Origin of the sequence: Pantoea wallisii, from assembly GCF_002095485.1 — a bacterium.
In the GTDB taxonomy this organism is placed as follows: Bacteria; Pseudomonadota; Gammaproteobacteria; order Enterobacterales; family Enterobacteriaceae; genus Pantoea; species Pantoea wallisii.
On the sequence record NZ_MLFS01000009.1, the window covers coordinates 1 to 17,439 of the forward strand.

Sequence of the window (17,439 nt, forward strand, 5' to 3'; positions counted from 1 at the left end):
GGCACGGCTACGGCAGCGGCGCTGATCGGATCCGTCGATCGGGCCGGCTATTCAGCAGAAGTCATCGAAGATGAGCAGACCCGCCGTGAGCGTCAGCAGGTTAGCGCGCAGCGGGCGATGCGGCGCTTTAGCTGGCAGTCGGCGCTGGCGCTGCTGCTGGGTGTGCCCATGATGATCTGGGGCATGCTCGGTAACAACATGATGCTGAGCGAAGCGAACCAGACACTCTGGCGCTCGCTTGGCCTGATTACGCTTCTGGTAATGGTGATCGCCGGCGGGCACTTCTATCGCAGCGCATGGCGCAGCCTGCGCCATGCCACGGCCACCATGGACACATTAGTGGCGCTGGGTACCGGCGCCGCCTGGCTCTACTCCATGAGCGTCGCGCTTTGGCCGGACTTTTTCCCGATGCAGGCGCGCCACCTCTACTTCGAAGCCAGCGTGATGATCATTGGTCTGATTAACCTTGGCCATGCGCTGGAGCAGCGCGCACGCCAGCGTGCTTCTAAAGCGCTGGAGCGGCTGCTGGATTTAACCCCGGCGCAGGCGCGCGTCATAACGCCGCAGGGCGAGACGCTGCTGCCGCTTAGCGAGGTACAGTCCGGCATGACGCTGAAGCTGGTCACCGGCGATCGCGTGCCGGTCGATGGCGAAGTCGTCAGCGGCGAGGCGTGGCTGGATGAAGCGATGCTGACCGGCGAGGCGGTGGCGCAGACCAAACAACCCGGCGACAACGTATTTGCCGGCACGCTGGTGCAGGACGGCACGCTGCACTTCGTCGCCCGCGCTACCGGTAGCCACACCACGCTGGCGCGGATTATCAACCTGGTGCGTCAGGCACAGAGCAGTAAACCGGATATCGGCCGGCTGGCCGATCGCATCTCCGCGGTATTTGTGCCGGTGGTGGTCGCGATCGCTGCCCTCAGTGGACTGGTGTGGTATCTGATCGGCCCGCAGCCGCAGCTGGCATATACGCTGGTAATTGTGACGACGGTGCTGATTATCGCCTGCCCGTGCGCGCTGGGGTTAGCAACGCCCATGTCGGTGATTGCTGGCGTCGGCCGCGCCGCCGAACTGGGCGTACTGGTGCGTGATGCCGATGCGCTGCAGCGCGCCAGCGAAGTCGACACCATTGTGTTCGATAAGACCGGCACTCTTACACAGGGCACGCCGCAGGTGAGCGATGTCTTGCTGTATAGCACATGGCACCGTGAGCAGGTATTGCGCGCGGCGGCCGAACTGGAGCAGGGCTCCAGCCACCCGCTGGCGCAGGCGATCCTTGCGGCAGCACCGGCGGTGAGCGGCACTACGGTTGAGCAATTTCGTACAATACGCGGCAAAGGCGTTAGCGCTAAAGTTGCCGGCAGCACGCTGCTGCTGGGCAACCAGGCGTTGCTGGATGAGCACGACATCGATTATGCCGTAGCGCGGGCAGATATCGATCGTCTGGCTGCACAGGGTGTTACGCCGGTCCTGCTGGCGGATGCGCATCAGCTGCTGGCGGTGCTCGCCCTGCGCGATACGCTGCGTCCGGAGAGCAAAGCCGCGCTACAGCGCCTGCATCAGCAGGGTTACCGACTGATTATGCTGACAGGCGACCATCAGGCCACCGCGCAGGCGATCGCTGCTGAAGCGGGCATTGATGAGGTGATTGCTGGCGTCCTGCCCGACGGCAAAGCGCAGGCCATTACGCAACTGCAGCAGCAGGGGCGCAACGTAGTCATGGTGGGCGACGGCATTAATGATGCACCCGCGCTGGCGCAGGCGGATGTCGGTATCGCCATGGGCGGCGGCAGCGACGTCGCGATCGAAACCGCAGGAATGACGCTGATGCGCAATGACCTGCACTGCGTCGTTGATGCGCTGGCGGTGGCGAAGGCCACGCTGCGCAACATGCGGCAGAATTTACTCGGTGCCTTTGTGTATAACAGCCTTGGCATTCCGATTGCGGCCGGCGTGCTGTACCCCTTTACCGGGCTGTTGCTGAGCCCGATTGTGGCGGGTGCCGCGATGGCGCTCTCATCCATTACCGTTGTGAGTAATGCTAACCGCCTGCTGCGCTTTAAACCGGCGCAGCGGCAATAGCAACCTCTGCCCTGTTTTTCAGCGGGTGAAATCGCTAGCATGGCTTTTTCACTTCAAAAGGAGCGGGCATGAGACGCAGTTTCTGGCACCGCCTGCAGCAGCGGGTAGCAACCCTTTTCCCGGCCAGCTACAGCTGGCCCGCCATGGATATCCGGCTTGGCGATCGCCGGCTGCATCTGGCCGGCAGCATTCATATGGGTACGCGTGATATGCAGCCGCTGCCTGCCGGTTTGCTGCGCCAGCTGCACAAAGCCGATGCGCTGGTGGTTGAAGCTGATATCACACAGGGCGGCTCTCCGTTTACCGGCGTTGAGGAGCATCCTCCGCTGGCAACGCGGCTGGCACCAGAGGTGCTGCAGCAGCTGACCGCGCTGTGCGATGAGCTGTCGCTGAGTCTGAGCCTGTTTGATCGTCTGCCGTTCTGGCAAATTGCGCTGATGTTACAGGCGCAGCAGGCACAACGTTTAGGGCTGCGTCCGCAATACGGCATTGATTATCAGCTGTTACAGGCGGCAAAAGCGGCAAATAAGCAAATTATTGAACTGGAGGGGCCGGATACGCAGATCGCGCTCCTCAAGTCGCTACCGCAGGATGGGCTGGCGCTACTGCTGGATACGCTGGCGCACTGGCATACCAATGCGCGCCTGCTGCAAACGATGATCAGCTGGTGGCTGGATGCCCCGCCCGCGCGGCAGCCCGTCGCCCTGCCCACCACATTCAGTAGCGAGCTGAATGACACGCTGATGCGTAATCGCAACCAGCACTGGCGTGAGCTGCTGCATGCGTTGCCGCACGGACGCTATGTGGTTGCAGTGGGGGCGCTGCATCTGTATGGCGAGGATAATTTACCGGGATTACTGAAGTCGTCGTGAAAGCATGGCGACGTTACCGCAGGAGATGGATTGCTCAGTGCTCGCAGCCAGGTGCGCATAAAGACGCCACTCTTCTGCCTGTGCTGTAGGGCCGCCATTCATGGCGACCGCCCGAAACATCATGACCCGCAAAAAAAGAGGGCCAGTATCGCTACTGGCCCGTCAAAGAGGAATTTGTTTATGATTTTGGTTATCGCCAGGGTTGCTGGCGCCGGCCAATTCTCGCGCAAAGTACAGAATTTCGCCAGTACTATTCACCTTATCTGGCATAAGAATTTTCTTAGCAAGGACAGAAAATGACACCCGCCGTAAAACTGCTGGAAAAACAAAAGGTCGCTTTTACCCTGCATCCGTACGATCACGACAGCCAGGAGACCCACTTTGGTGATGAAGCGGTACGCAAGCTTAATCTTGACGCCCGTCAGGTGTTTAAAACCCTGCTGGTATCGCTTAATGGCGATGCAAAAGCGCTGGCCGTGGCAGTAACGCCGGTCTCTACCCAGCTGGATTTGAAAAAAGTGGCGAAGGCGCTGGGCGCGAAAAAAGCCGATATGGCCGATCCACAGCTGGCACAGCGCGTTACCGGCTATCTGATTGGCGGCATCAGCCCGCTGGGGCAGAAAAAACGGCTACCGACGGTGATCGATCAGCAGGCGGCTGAGTTTGCGACCATCTTTATCTCCGGCGGCAAGCGCGGGCTGGATATTGAACTGGCAGCGCAGGATCTGTCACGGCTGCTGGATGCACCACTGGCCGATGTCGCACGACGCGACTAATCCGGCTGCTGTGCGCATAGCTGATCGATCATCCAGCGTCCGGCCGGGCCCGGCGGATTGCGCCGTGACCAGATAACATCCACCGCAATGTGTTGCGGCCAGCCCGGCACCGGCAACTCCTTCAGCACCTGATGTCCAAACTGCTCCACCAGCCAGCGCGGTAACACACTCCAGCCAAAGCCCTGCTCCGCCATCTCTAACAGCAGCAGATAAGTGGGTGCCGACCAGACGCGCCCGGCGGGCAGCGGCTCGCGGGTTTGTACCCAGGTATTGAGGCGCAGCTGACGCAGCTCACCCAGCTGCGCCTCCGTCACCTGATGTTCCTGCGCCAGCGCATGATCCTGATGCAAAAAGATCGCCATCTGCGCCTCCACCTGCAACCGCGCCACGGCCAGATCCGGCGGCAGTGCCGGCTGGGCCCGCACGACCCCAAGATGAACCCGGCCGGCCTGCAGCAGATCCAGCACGTCTTCATCCTCGGCGATCATGCATTCAAATTCGATATCAGGGTAGCGCGCATCAAAGCGCGTCAGCAGATGTTCATGGTGATCGGCCTGCCAGAAGTCCGATATGGCCAGGCTCAGGCGGGGCTCCACACCTTGTGACAGGCGCACTGCCAGCTCATCCAGCCGCTGGCTGGCAGCCAGAATCTGCTGCACCTGCGCCAGCGCACGCTGCCCCTGCGCAGTCAGCACCGGCTGGCGCCCGCGCCGGTCAAAGAGCAAAAAACCGAGATCATCCTCCAGATTCGCGACTGCACTGCTGATTGTGGACTGGCTCTTTGCCAGCGCGCGTGCCGCCGCAGAGAAGGAGCCGCTCGCTACGGTTTGCACAAACGCCTCAAGGGATTCCGGGGAGTACTTCATGCTAATCCATCGCTTTTATCGATAGGTAATCATTTTATCTTAGCATTGTACAGTGAGAAAATGCGCAGCATGAGTGTCGAGGAGGTTGATATGCGTACCCGTTCGCTTAAAGAACGTTTTTGTCATGCTGCAGGATTTGAGTTCCTTGCGATTATCACGGTTGCGCCACTGGCTGCCTGGGTGATGGAGAAGCCGCTGTTTCACATGGGCGCACTGGCCATTATGCTTTCGACCGTCGCCATGCTGTGGAACATGATCTACAACAGCGGTTTTGATCGTATCTGGCCGCCGCAGGTGAAACGGACTTTTGCACTGCGCGCGCTGCATGCGCTGGGCTTTGAGGGCGGATTTATTTTAATCGGTCTGCCGATTGCGGCCTGGATGCTGAATATCTCGCTGCTGGATGCGTTCCTGCTGGAGGTGGCTTTCTTCCTGTTCTTCCTGCCTTATACCATGGCGTATAACTGGGCGTGGGATAAGCTGCGCCAGCGCTGGGTAAAACCGCGCGCCTGCGAAGCCTGAGGAATCAGGCGGCCCGGCCGGGCCGCCTGTCGTTCATTGGTGCGCCGCACGCGGCCAGATCCACGCCAGGATCATCTGCGGATAGCTGCGCTTCTTCTGTTTCTCCTGCGCTTTATCACGCTCCTGCACCTGCGCCTCCGTCAGGTGCACAATCCCCTGCGGCACGTAATCGGCGGTTTTCAGCGGTGAGTGCTGGCGGACATAGTCCCGCAGCACATCGGCATCGCGTAAACCGCTGTTGCTGAAACCCGCATGGGTATCGATGCGCGGATAGCCGTCACCGCCGCTGGCGTTAAAGCTGTTCGTCGCCATGCGGTAGGTTTTCTCTTTCTGCAGCGGCTCACCGTTAATCTTTACGTCACTGACATGCTTGCCATCGGCGACCAGGCTAATGTGGCTAAACTGCGCAAATCCACCGGCGTCCGGTTTGATGTTGGCGACCGTGGCCAGATAGTCCAGCACCTCACTGCCGCGCAGCGTCACCGACACAACCTGATTGCCAAACGGCTGCACCTGTAGCAGATCGCGCCAGCGGATACTTCCCTGCGCCAGCGAGGTACGAATCCCGCCGCCGCTGATCACCGCGAAATCGGCGTGGGTTGCCGCCATCTGCGCGCGCAAAATCAGCTGCGCCAGGTTGGTCTGCTTAAAGCGCACCTGATTGCGCTCGCCCGCAAACACGCCATCGCTGCTGCCAACGTTAACGTCGAGCTGTTTACCGGCGCGCAGCTGGTAGGGCGTCAGCAATTTCATCATCGCAGTATTAGGGGGAATCAGCGCCTGATACGGCAACCAGGTTTCGCTGCCGTCGAGGTTCTTGATTTTGTGCTTGAGATTAACCGGGATCAACTGGTACTTCTCCAGCGTCAGTTCACCGTTGCGGAAGATGAAATCGCCGCGTCCGACAAATTTACCCCACTCTTTGGCCTGCATAATCCACACGCCGTTTTGGCGATCGGGCTGGCACGGCTGGCCGGGCTGATAGTTCTGTTCGCTGACATTCTCTTTTGCCATGCACACCGCATCATGCGAATGGCCGCCGATAATTACGTTTAGGGTGCCCGGCGGCAAGCTGCGCGCCAGCTCCACATCGCCCGGCGCATTGCTACCGTGCTGGCCATCGTCATAGTGGCCCATATGCGTTAACGCGATAATCACATCCGGCTTTTCGCTGGCACGCAGTTCCGCCACCGCTTTCTCTGTCTCTTTAACCGGATCGCGAATCTCAATCTGCTCAACGTTCTGTGGATTGGCGATACGCAGCGTATCTGTGGTGGTCAGGCCGATCACGGCAATCTTCAGCCCCATGCGATTAAACACCGCCCAGGGTTTGAACAGGCGCTGATCGCTGCCCTTCTGATAAATATTGGCCGAGAGAAAGGGAAACTTCGCCCACTTCTGCTGCTTCTGTAGCACGCTGAGCGGCTTATCGAATTCGTGATTGCCTAGCGCCATGGCGTCGTAGCCCACCAGATTCATGCCGCGGATATCGGGTTCGGCATCCAGCAGATCCGACTCGGGCACGCCGGTATTCACGTCGCCGGCAGAGAGGATCAGCGCACCGCCGCCTTTGGCCTGCGCATCATAACGCTGCTGGTCCATCAGGGTTTTCTGCGCCGCCAGACCATATTCGCCCTGCTCATTCGTCCAGAAGTGACCGTGATGATCGTTGGTGTGCAGAAGCGTGAAGCGGTAGCTGCGATCGGTTTGCCATGCGTGAGCCAGTATGGGCAGCAACAGCGTAATCAGCGCCAGCCAGCGCCCTTTGCGCGGTGTTAACAACAAAACACTCTCCTTATTTGATGTTTTTTCCACGGTCTGTGAACGTAACCTGCTTTAACGCCCTTCTGTGTCGCACAGTTCGCGCTTTAACTCAAGACCAAAGACTTATAGAGTCCGTTATGAAGTAACAATCTGATAACGAAACAGCCCCCTCTCTTTCAGGACGCTTATGGCAAGTGAACAGACATTAACCCCGGCACGCCCTGCCGGGCGCACCGCTTTTGGGATCCTTGGCGCCATCAGTCTGGCGCATCTGCTGAACGATATGCTGCAGTCGCTGCTGCTGGCAATCTATCCTCTGCTGCAGAAGGATTTCACGCTTAGCTTTGTGCAGATTGGGCTGATTACGCTGACGTTCCAGGTCACGGCCTCACTGCTACAGCCGCTGGTGGGTTACTACACCGATAAATACCCTAAACCCTGGTCGTTACCGGTGGGGATGGGGTTTACCCTGTGCGGATTGGTTTTGCTCACCTTCGCCAGCAGCTATCCGCAAATCCTGCTGGCAGCCGCGCTGGTTGGCAGCGGCTCATCAGTATTCCATCCTGAATCCTCCCGCGTGGCACGCATGGCGTCCGGCGGACGGCACGGCCTGGCGCAGTCACTGTTTCAGGTAGGCGGTAATTTTGGCAGTGCGCTGGGGCCGTTACTGGCGGCAGTGATCGTTGCCCCTTACGGTAAAGGTCACCTCGGTTGGTTTGTGCTGGCTGCGCTGCTGGGGATTATCGTGCTGCTACAGGTGAGCCGCTGGTACAGCCATCAGCAGCGTGCGGCGAAAGCCAAAGCCACCTGCGCGCCCGTCAATCCGTTGCCACGCAAAAAAGTGGTGCTGGCAATCAGCATCCTGCTACTGCTGATCTTCTCGAAATATTTTTATCTCACCAGCCTGAGCAGCTACTACACCTTCTATTTAATGCAAAAATTTGGGCTTTCGGTACAGGCATCGCAATTTCATCTGTTTGCCTTTCTCGGTGCCGTCGCTGCGGGCACCATCATCGGCGGACCCATAGGCGATAAAATCGGCCGCAAGTATGTTATCTGGGCCTCCATTCTCGGTGTGGCGCCCTTCACCCTTATGCTGCCACACGCCACATTAATGTGGACCAGCGTGCTGAGTATCATTATTGGCCTGATTCTGGCCTCAGCGTTTTCGGCCATTCTGGTGTATGCGCAGGAGCTGCTGCCGGGACGTATCGGCATGGTTTCCGGACTGTTTTTCGGTTTCGCATTTGGTATGGGCGGTTTGGGCGCAGCGATATTGGGGGTAGTTGCCGATCACACCAGCATCGCATGGGTGTACCAAATCTGCGCCTGGCTGCCGCTGATTGGTCTGTTGACCGCTTTCCTGCCTGATCAGCATCACCGGTAACCCGCTTTCGGGGGGCAACAATTTCTCTTCGCCCCCCTCCGCTCTGCATAAATCCTGCCGATACCGTGAGATAACTGCCGAAAATGACGCTTCGGCTGCGTTTTGGTCTCATTTTTTCAATTTTTTCGCTTTTCACCGCTCAAATGTTTAAACGTGGTGAGCAAATGTGCATTACACTTGGTTGTTACAAGCGGATACATTTGCACACAAGGAGACAGGCATGCATCACACAACACCGTTGATCACCACCATTGTCGGGGGTCTGGTCCTCGCATTTCTCCTTGGTATGCTGGCGAATCGCCTGCGCATTTCACCGCTGGTCGGTTATTTACTGGCTGGCGTGCTGGCTGGACCTTTTACCCCAGGCTTCGTCGCGGATACCAATCTGGCCCCGGAACTGGCTGAACTCGGCGTAATTCTGCTGATGTTCGGTGTAGGATTACACTTCTCGCTCAAGGATTTGATGGCGGTAAAGTCGATCGCCATTCCCGGTGCCGTGGCACAAATTGCTGTGGCAACGCTGCTGGGAATGGGCCTGTCGTGGGCCATGGGCTGGTCGTGGATGACCGGTCTGGTCTTTGGGCTGTGCCTCTCCACGGCCAGTACCGTGGTACTGCTGCGGGCGCTGGAAGAGCGGCAGCTGATTGATAGCCAGCGCGGACAGATCGCTATCGGCTGGCTGATTGTCGAAGACCTGGTGATGGTGCTGACGCTGGTGCTGCTGCCTGCGATTGCCGGCATGCTGGAACAGGGTAACGCCAGCCCCACCCTGCTGGTGTGGGATCTGCTCCTGACCATCGGTAAAGTCGCCGCCTTTATGGTGCTGATGATGGTGGTCGGCCGTCGCGTGGTGCCGTGGATTCTGGCAAAAAGCGCGGCGACCGGCTCACGTGAGCTGTTTACCCTTTCGGTACTGGCGCTGGCGCTGGGCATTGCGTTTGGTGCCGTAGAGTTCTTTGACGTCTCATTTGCCCTTGGGGCTTTCTTTGCCGGCATGGTGCTGAACGAATCGGAACTCAGCCACCGTGCGGCGCACGATACGCTGCCGCTGCGCGATGCGTTTGCCGTACTGTTTTTCGTCTCGGTCGGCATGCTGTTTGATCCGATGATTCTGGTAGAGCAACCGCTGGCCGTGCTGGGCGCGCTGGCCATCATTGTGCTGGGCAAATCGATCGCCGCCTGGCTGCTGGTGAGCCTGCTCGGCCATTCACGCCGTACCGCGCTGACCATTTCGGTCAGTCTGGCGCAGATTGGTGAGTTTGCCTTCATCCTTGCCGGTCTCGGCATCTCGCTCGGCATGCTGAGTGACGAGGGACGTAATCTGGTGCTGGCCGCAGCGATCCTGTCGATTATGCTTAACCCGATTCTGTTTACCCTGCTGGAGCGCTATCTCGACAAAACCGAGACGATGGAGGAGCAGACGCTGGAAGAGGCTATCGAAGAGGAGAAGCAGATTCCGGTGGATATCTGCAATCATGCGGTCATTGTCGGTTATGGTCGCGTCGGAAGTCTGCTGGGCCAGCAGCTGCTGGAGGCGGATGTGCCGCTGGTGGTGGTGGAGAATTCGCGTCCGCGCGTTGAGGCTCTGCGTGAGCAGGGTATTAAAGCGGTGCTGGGTAATGCGGCGCGTATTGATACCATGGATCTGGCCCGGCTTGACTGCGCGCGCTGGCTGCTGCTGACCATTCCGAATGGCTATGAGGCCGGTGAAATCGTAACGGCCGCGCGTGCGAAACGCCCGGATATTGAGATTATCGCCCGCGCGCACTATGACGATGAAGTGACCTATATCATGGAGCGCGGTGCCAATCGCGTGGTGATGGGGGAGCGTGAGATCGCGAACAGCATGCTGAATGTTTTGCAGGAGGAGATCGCGCAGAACCCGATTGTACGCGAGTGTCCGATTTAGTTGCCGATATCCGGGAAACCAGGTCGCAATGAATGGCGACCCTATAGGGTGCAGGTTAATCTGCACCTTGCCACGTTACCGATCCCAGTACGACTCTTCCAGCTGTCTTCCCTCTCCGGCAGGCCGCGCGTCAGACGCGGTGAGTGCTGGTTCAGCACCTGATAACTCACGCGGTTAGCGTATTTACACACCTGCGCCAGAGACGAATAGGTGAGATATTCCCGCGCGTGCTTGCTGGAGTTCGGTACCTTCTGCCGGTGGAAATTGTTGGCCGTGATATCGTGCAGCAGCGCCGCCAGCGCACCATCGCCTGCGCCGTTAGTGTTCATGATCTTCTCCGGGCCGCCCATGTATGGCGCGATGTGCGAGAAGATGCGCAGCGGCTGCTGGCAATCCTGATGGCGCATCGCCCGGCTGAACTCGTACTGGTTGAACTCTGCAATGGCACCCGGCAGCAGCGGATGGTTGGTTTTACGCTTATTCTCATCTTCGGTAAAACCGGCCATATAGAGGCCGGTCGGGCCCGCCGTGCACAACACCAGGTCGACCCAGTCCAGCGCCATATTCGAGGCCAGCAGCGGGTCCGGCTCACCGGTCAGCGCAAAGGCCTCCTCTTCATTCATCGCCACGATCGAGACGTGATCGCGCAGGAAGTCGCGCCAGAATTGCGGGTTATCCTGAATCACATATTTGGTACCCAGCGTCAGTACCACCGGCACATTGTGTTTTTTCGCGTAATTGATGGCGCGCAGTGTGGCATCCGGCATCGGCTCACCCGGCTGACAGCGCACCAGATAGGAGGTGAGCACCAGCGCCGAAGCCCCGGCGATCACCGCTTCCGGAATATTGTCCGCGTGCAGCTGGTTCATCAGCCCGGGCTGATGGCAAACGTGCGCTCGCCCTGCTCGCCAATCAGAGTAAAGCAGCGGCCAATCGCCCCGTCCACGCCCTGCAGATAGTTCAGATCCATCCGGCTGGAGGTATTACACAGGTAGCGATAAGCGTAACCGCCGATCTGGATGTTGTTGCACATCACGCCAAGCAGCACCGAGCGGTCATCCGCCAGTACCGAGTAGTTGTGCAAGGTGTTTCCGATGGTGCCGCCGGCAAACTGATGACTGATCAGCTGTTCCTGCATCAGCTCACTGTAGAGCGCTTCAGCGGTGGCATCGTCAATGACCAGGGAGTGGCCGGCGCTCAGGCCGTAACGTTGCAGGAAATCATCATCAACTTTGGCTTCGATATCCACCAGCGTCTGGTCGATACCCACCACCCAGCTGCCCTCCTCCTGCTCTTGCTGAGTGGCCTGGAGCAGCGGGTCGCGCGCGTTAACGGGGAAATAGTGTTTAGATTTGCGTTTGCCGGGAAATTTCATGAAAGTGCCGTCAGGGAAAAACAGGCAGAGAATGATATCACACTCTCTGCCATCCCCTTAGCGGCGCGCGTTAACCAGCTGAACCATCATGTCGATGTGCTCATCGTCCGCGTTAAGCGCCGGAATGTATTCAAATTTTTCGCCGCCGGCGTGTAAGAAGATCTCGCAGTTCTCTCCGCTGATCTCCTCCAGCGTTTCAAGACAATCCGCGGCGAAGCCCGGGCTCATCACCTGCACATGTTTGATGCCTTTTGCCGGCAGGCTCTTCATCGTTTCATCGGTGTAAGGCATGAGCCACGGCTCGCGACCAAAACGTGACTGGAAGGTCATCATGATCTTGTGCGGGGCAATGCCCAGCGCGGCAGCCAATGCATCGGTGGTGTCTTTACAGCGCAGCGGATAGTCATCGCCCTCATTGGCGAAGCGCTGTGGGATGCCGTGGAAAGAGAGCACCAGCAGGTCCGGTTCACCGTGCTGCGCAAATGAGCGCTCTACAGAGGCTTTCAGCGCGGCGATATAGGCCGGATGTTCCGCGTAATCGCGAATAAAGGCCACTTCCGGCAGCGAACGCAGCGGTTTAAAGCTGGCGGCCAGGCCATCCCACACGGCAGCGACGGTAGAGCAGGAGAACTGCGGATAGAGCGGCAGCACAATCAGTTTGGTCACGCCCTGTGCCAGCAAACGCTGTACGGCGCCGTCAAGGCTCGGCTGGCCGTAGCTCATGCCGAGTTCCACCGGCATATCCAGCCGCTGTGCCAGCGCTGCACGCTGGCGTTTGCTGAAGACCATCAGCGGCGAGCCCTCTTCCATCCACACAGATGCATAGAGCTTCGAGACGCGCGGCGAACGGAATGGCACGATAATGAAATTGAGAATCGGCCACCATAGCCAGCGTGGCGTATCAACAACGCGTGGATCGCCAAGGAACTGTTTAAGATAGCGCTTTACGGCGGCGGTGGTTGGTGCTTCTGGTGTACCTAAATTAACCAGTAAAACCCCAGGCTTTTCTTGCCTCATTGTATTTCCTTGCTGTCGAAACGAATGGGTCAAAATCTGCAGGAATTGTAGCGGAAAACGTCGGAGGGGAAAGCAATTGCTGCAAAAGGGCCGGACAACCGGCCCTTCACCACTTAACCGAGGATAGTGGCCAGTTCTGCACTCACTTCAGCAACCTGGCGGGTGCCGTCGATCTTGTGATACTGCGTGTTACCGGCTTCAGCCTCTTTGCTGTAGTAAGCAATCAGCGGCGCGGTCAGCTGATGGTACTCCACCAGGCGCTTACGCACGGTCTCTTCCTGATCGTCTTTACGCGTGGTCAGCGCTTCGCCGGTCACGTCATCCTGACCTTCCACTTTCGGTGGATTGTATTTGATGTGGTAAACACGGCCAGACGGCGCGTGTACGCGACGACCTACAATGCGATCGACGATCAGCTCGTCTGGTACAGCGAACTCCAGAACGTAGTCCACCTTGATGCCCGCGTCTTTCATGGCGTCAGCCTGCGGGATAGTGCGTGGGAAGCCATCGAGCAGGAAACCGTTTTTGCAGTCTTCCTGCGCGATACGCTCTTTAACCAGCGCAATCACCAGCTCGTCAGTCACCAGTTTACCGGCATCCATGATGGCTTTCGCCTGCTGGCCCAACTCGCTACCTGCTTTTACTGCTGCACGCAACATGTCGCCCGTGGAGATCTGCGGAATACCGTACTTCTCCATGATGAATTGAGCCTGAGTGCCCTTACCTGCGCCCGGTGCCCCGAGCAGAATAATACGCATTGCGTAATTCCCCTTGCGAATCGCATTGATCAATCTGAGAAGGCCAAGAACATACCATTATGACCCGCGCACCACAAGGCAACGGGCGCGCTTCCACGAAAGGCCTACTTTGACCTGCTTTGGCCGTTCGCGCCAGCAACCGGCGCGTTTTTAAGAATCATGGCGGGTAAAAAGGCACGCCATCAGGCGTTTTTTTAGCGTGGCGGTCATATTCTGCGTTTTGCTGCCGTTACCGCGTACGCTGGCGGTGAGCAACAGCGCGCGTCCGTCGGACAGCAGCCGAATATCCGCTGGCAGCGTGGGCAGCACAACCCCGGACGGCAGCGGGATCAGGGCAAAGGGCAAGCCCGGCTGCTGAATCGATTGCAGCGCTACCGGTGTCTCCAGCGTAAGGGTATCAACGCTGGCGATGTTAAAGGGCTTCCAGTCGCCGTTTGCCATGCTATCCAGCGCGCGTTGCGGTGCATCGCCCAGGGTTAAACCCTGCTCAAACAGACGCAGTTCGCTGCGCACCAGCGTGCTGAAATCATAGGTCCGCAAGGCGATAAGTACGATACCGTCGCTCAATGCCGCATGACGATCAAGGTGCGCCACGAACAAACGCGCCTCGCTGATTAATCGTTTATGCAAGCCGGTGGCAAAGGAGGCAGACGCATCGGTCACGCCCTGGCTCTGGCACTCGCTCAACGGTCGCACCCGCCCCTGCGACTCCTCAACGTGCGTAATCAGCGCGATATTACCGGCCATCATCGGCACTGCGGGCAGAACGCTGAGTTCACTGACCGGATAGTGCGAAGCGTAGCGCGTCTGATTGCGTGCCTGCTCCTGGCGCAGGAACAGCTGTGAGAGCAGTACCCGGGCAATATGCAGCGACGGAGCAAAGAAGAGATCGTAATTTTCCAGCCGGTAGTGACGGGAGAGCAAGACGCGCAGTCGATCGCGCGCCGCGGCTCCGGCAGTAGCGTGTTGTGCAGCCATCGCGTGACATTTCTCTGTGTTATTGTGCGGCGTGTCGTCATGGCTGGGCGGTAGTCGCTGGCAGATAAGCGCGGCTAAAACACAGTGAGGCCTGTCAGTCAACCCGCCAGAATCAGGGGGAAAGGTTAGGCCAATGCGTCTGGACATTAAAATGATATAAATTGACAATCCCTGTTAGGTTTTTACACAGGGGATGAGTATGACCACGCTTCCGTCGTTACGTGCCTTGCACTATTTTCATCAGGCGGCACTGCACAGCAGTTTTAGCGTGGCGGCTGAGCGCCTGCATGTGACCCATAGCGCCATCAGCCATCAGGTACGTCAGCTGGAGAGCTGGATGGGGAAACCGCTGTTTGTCCGCACCAACGGACGTGTCAGATTGACCTCACACGGCGAGCGTTTGCTGGTGAGCTGTCAGAAGGCGTTCAGTGAACTCTCTACAACCTGTGAGAGCATCCGCACCGGTATGCGCCACCACCTTAGCGTCTCCTGCGCGCCAAGCTTTCTCTCTCAATGGCTGATCCCGCGTATCAGCAGTTTTTATCAGCGCTATCCCGACATTGAAGTGCAGTTTCAGCCCCAGGGTGAGATCAATCAGCTGCGCAGCGAACACACGGATGTGCTGATCCTGAGCTATGAACAGCCACCGGATGACGATATTGATGCCACGCTGATCAGCGATGATTATATCGGTCCGCTGTGCGCGCCGCAGTACGCCGCCCGTTTTCACAGTGAGCAGGATCTGGCCGCGCTGCCACTGCTGCATGCCGATACGCGCCTGCATGCCTGGGCCGAATGGGCCAAAACCAGCGGCGCACGCGGCAATTACTTTACAGGCAAGCATTTTGATAATCTGACGCTGGGCATTCAGGCGGCAAGAAACGGGCTAGGCGTGATTATGGCGCCGCGTTTGCTGGTGCGGCAGGAGTTGCACGACGGCACGCTGATTGCGCCGCTGGGATTTGTGCGTGTCAATCGCGCCACGTGGATGATGACCAAGGGCTCACGGCAGCATGATGCGGAGATTACCCTGTTCCGTGATTGGGTGCGGGATGAGGCGCAGTGCTGAGCGCGAGGCATAAAAAAGGCCGGCATAAATGCCGCCCCTGCGAATAAATCTTAATCACTGCACCCGTTCCCTGTGAGGCCGGCATTTATGCCGACCTCACAGCCAGATACTGACCTCTGCATCAGAAGAGGTTACGCCGTCAGCAGCTGATTCATGCGACGGATAAACTGGTTAGGATCGTCCAGCGTGCCGCGCTCGGCCAGCAGCGCCTGATCCAGCAGCAGCTCTACCCACTCCGCAAAACGTGCTTCATCCTGAGTATCGGCCACGCGCTTAACCAGCGTATGCTCCGGGTTAATTTCAAAGATGTACTTCACGTCCGGCACATCCTGACCCGCCGCGGCAAACAGTTTCGCCATCTGCGTGGTCATTTCATTGGCATCGGTGGTGACAATAGCAGGCGTATCGGTCAGGCGATGCGTCAGACGCACCTCTTTTACGCGCTCGCCCAGCAGCGTTTTCACGCGCTCAACAAACGGCTCCAGCGCTTTTTCCGCCTCTTTCTGCTCTTCGGTCTCTTCATCCGCCAGTTTGCTCAGCGACTCATCGGCTTTGCTCACGGACTGGAAGGTTTTACCGTCGAACTCGGTCAGGTAGCTCATCATCCACTCGTCGATACGATCGGACAGCAGCAGCACCTCAATGCCTTTTTTGCGGAACAGTTCCAGATGCGGGCTGCTCTTCGCCGCGGCGTAGCTGTCGGCAGTGATGTAGTAGATCTTCTCCTGCCCTTCCACCATGCGGCTCAGGTAATCGTCAAGCGAGATGGTCTGCTCCGCCCCTTCACTCTGCGTGGTGGCGAAGCGCAGCAGTTTAGCAATCGCCTGCTGGTTGGCGTGATCCTCCGCCGGCCCCTCTTTCAGCACCAGCCCGAACTCTTTCCAGAACTGCTGATACTTCTCTGCATCATCTTTAGCCAGTTTCTCCAGCATCTGCAGGCTGCGCTTAGTCAGCGCCGCGCGCAGGCTCTGGGTGACGCGGCTATCCTGCAGGATCTCACGCGAGACGTTCAGCGGCAGATCGTTGGAATCTATCAGGCCGCGCACAAAGCGCAGGTAGTTCGGCATGAACTGCTCGGCGTCATCCATAATGAACACGCGCTGTACGTAGAGTTTCAGGCCGTGCTTGCTGTCGCGGTTCCACATATCGAACGGCGCGCGCTGCGGGATATAGAGCAGGCTGGTGTACTCCTGCTTGCCTTCCACGCGGTTGTGGCTCCAGATGGCCGGATCGCTGAAGTCGTGTGCGATATGTTTGTAGAACTCGTTGTACTCGTCGTCGCTGATCTCTGACTTATTGCGCGTCCACAGCGCCTGGGCTTTGTTGATCTTCTCCCAGGTTGTGGTGTCACTCTCTTCGTCTTTGGTTTCAATCTCAACAGGCAGCGCGATGTGGTCGGAGTATTTGCTGATCACATTACGCACGCGCCATGCATCAAGGAAATCGTCCTCGCCTTCACGGAAGTGCAGCGTGATCTCGGTGCCACGATCGGCTTTTTCGATATCGGCCAGGGTATATTCGCCCTCACCGGCGGACTCCCAAAATACGCCCTCTTCCGCTTTCGCCCCGGCGGCACGCGTGCGGACGGTAACTTTATCGGCAACGATAAACGCCGAGTAGAAACCGACACCGAACTGGCCGATCAGCTGGCTATCTTTTGCCTGGTCAGAGCCCATTGATTCGAGGAAAGCTTTGGTACCGGATTTCGCGATGGTGCCCAGGTTCTCAATCACCTCATCACGACGCATACCAATGCCGTTGTCGCTCAGCGTTAGCGTGCGATTCTCCTTGTTGACCGAGATACGCACGCGCAGATCGCCGTCGCCTTCGTACAGATCCGGCGTTGACAGCGCGCGGAAGCGCAATTTGTCCGCCGCATCAGAAGCGTTCGAGATCAGTTCACGCAGGAAAATCTCTTTGTTTGAGTAGAGGGAATGGATCATCAGGTGCAGAAGTTGTTTTACCTCTGACTGGAAGCCACGCGTCTCTTGTCCTTTCATGGTCATTGCTACCTCAACAGAATGGGGTTGATCAAACGTTGAGACAGAGATGGGGATGGGG

General features: G+C 58.2%; 13 protein-coding genes and 1 pseudogene. 7 read left to right on the forward strand and 7 right to left on the reverse strand.

Translation table 11 applies throughout. The features are described from left to right. The 3 genes from HA48_RS04940 to ybaK form a co-directional block, all read left to right on the forward strand. Positions 1 to 2,085 (forward strand): copper-translocating P-type ATPase (locus HA48_RS04940; RefSeq protein WP_128600040.1); only part of this gene is annotated, 2,085 nt, incomplete at its 5' end. 68 nt (positions 2,086 to 2,153) lie between these two features. Continuing rightward, complete coding sequence (locus HA48_RS04945) at positions 2,154 to 2,957, forward strand: TraB/GumN family protein (RefSeq protein WP_128600041.1); 804 nt, start codon at positions 2,154 to 2,156, stop codon at positions 2,955 to 2,957. 296 nt (positions 2,958 to 3,253) lie between these two features. Next, positions 3,254 to 3,733: a Cys-tRNA(Pro)/Cys-tRNA(Cys) deacylase YbaK gene (gene ybaK / locus HA48_RS04950; RefSeq protein WP_128600042.1), complete on the forward strand. Its 480-nt coding sequence runs from the start codon at positions 3,254 to 3,256 to the stop codon at positions 3,731 to 3,733. On the opposite strand, the gene HA48_RS04955 is transcribed toward ybaK, so the two are convergent. Then, positions 3,730 to 4,599 carry a LysR family transcriptional regulator gene (locus tag HA48_RS04955; protein WP_128600043.1) on the reverse strand — a complete coding sequence of 290 codons (870 nt, stop codon included), beginning with the start codon at positions 4,597 to 4,599 and terminating at the stop codon, positions 3,730 to 3,732. The genes ybaK and HA48_RS04955 overlap by 4 nt on opposite strands. Before the next feature lie 90 nt (positions 4,600 to 4,689). On the opposite strand from HA48_RS04955, the gene HA48_RS04960 reads away from it, so the two are divergent. Then, positions 4,690 to 5,121 carry a multidrug/biocide efflux PACE transporter gene (locus HA48_RS04960; RefSeq protein WP_128600044.1) on the forward strand — a complete coding sequence of 144 codons (432 nt, stop codon included), beginning with the start codon at positions 4,690 to 4,692 and terminating at the stop codon, positions 5,119 to 5,121. Positions 5,122 to 5,154: 33 nt separating this feature from the next. Here the strand turns inward: HA48_RS04960 and ushA are convergent, their stop codons facing one another. After that, the gene (gene ushA, locus HA48_RS04965) at positions 5,155 to 6,906 is read right to left on the reverse strand and encodes a bifunctional UDP-sugar hydrolase/5'-nucleotidase UshA (RefSeq protein WP_128600045.1); all 1,752 of its coding nucleotides are present in this window, start codon (positions 6,904 to 6,906) and stop codon (positions 5,155 to 5,157) included. Between the two features lie 166 nt (positions 6,907 to 7,072). On the opposite strand from ushA, the gene HA48_RS04970 reads away from it, so the two are divergent. Further along, a complete protein-coding gene (locus HA48_RS04970) occupies positions 7,073 to 8,272 on the forward strand; it encodes an MFS transporter (protein WP_128600046.1) in 1,200 nt (399 codons plus the stop codon). Positions 8,273 to 8,492: 220 nt separating this feature from the next. Further along, on the forward strand, positions 8,493 to 10,181 hold the full coding sequence (gene ybaL / locus HA48_RS04975) for a YbaL family putative K(+) efflux transporter (protein ID WP_128600047.1): 1,689 nt from the start codon (positions 8,493 to 8,495) through the stop codon (positions 10,179 to 10,181). A gap of 75 nt (positions 10,182 to 10,256) precedes the next feature. Here ybaL and HA48_RS04980 read toward each other — a convergent pair. The 4 genes and pseudogenes from HA48_RS04980 to HA48_RS04995 form a co-directional block, all read right to left on the reverse strand. Further along, positions 10,257 to 11,556, reverse strand: a pseudogene (locus HA48_RS04980) (inosine/guanosine kinase). 57 nt (positions 11,557 to 11,613) lie between these two features. After that, the gene (gene hemH / locus HA48_RS04985) at positions 11,614 to 12,573 is read right to left on the reverse strand and encodes a ferrochelatase (RefSeq protein ID WP_128600048.1); all 960 of its coding nucleotides are present in this window, start codon (positions 12,571 to 12,573) and stop codon (positions 11,614 to 11,616) included. A gap of 113 nt (positions 12,574 to 12,686) precedes the next feature. Beyond that, a complete protein-coding gene (gene adk, locus HA48_RS04990) occupies positions 12,687 to 13,331 on the reverse strand; it encodes an adenylate kinase (protein WP_128600049.1) in 645 nt (214 codons plus the stop codon). Between the two features lie 150 nt (positions 13,332 to 13,481). After that, the gene (locus tag HA48_RS04995; protein WP_128600050.1) at positions 13,482 to 14,309 is read right to left on the reverse strand and encodes a DUF6024 family protein; all 828 of its coding nucleotides are present in this window, start codon (positions 14,307 to 14,309) and stop codon (positions 13,482 to 13,484) included. 199 nt (positions 14,310 to 14,508) lie between these two features. Here HA48_RS04995 and HA48_RS05000 point away from each other — a divergent pair, with 199 nt between their 5' ends. Then, a complete protein-coding gene (locus HA48_RS05000) occupies positions 14,509 to 15,378 on the forward strand; it encodes a LysR substrate-binding domain-containing protein (protein WP_128600051.1) in 870 nt (289 codons plus the stop codon). 131 nt (positions 15,379 to 15,509) lie between these two features. Here HA48_RS05000 and htpG read toward each other — a convergent pair whose 3' ends face one another. Next, positions 15,510 to 17,384, reverse strand: a complete 1,875-nt coding sequence (htpG, locus tag HA48_RS05005; protein ID WP_128600052.1) for a molecular chaperone HtpG — start codon at positions 17,382 to 17,384, stop codon at positions 15,510 to 15,512. Positions 17,385 to 17,439: the final 55 nt, after the last annotated feature.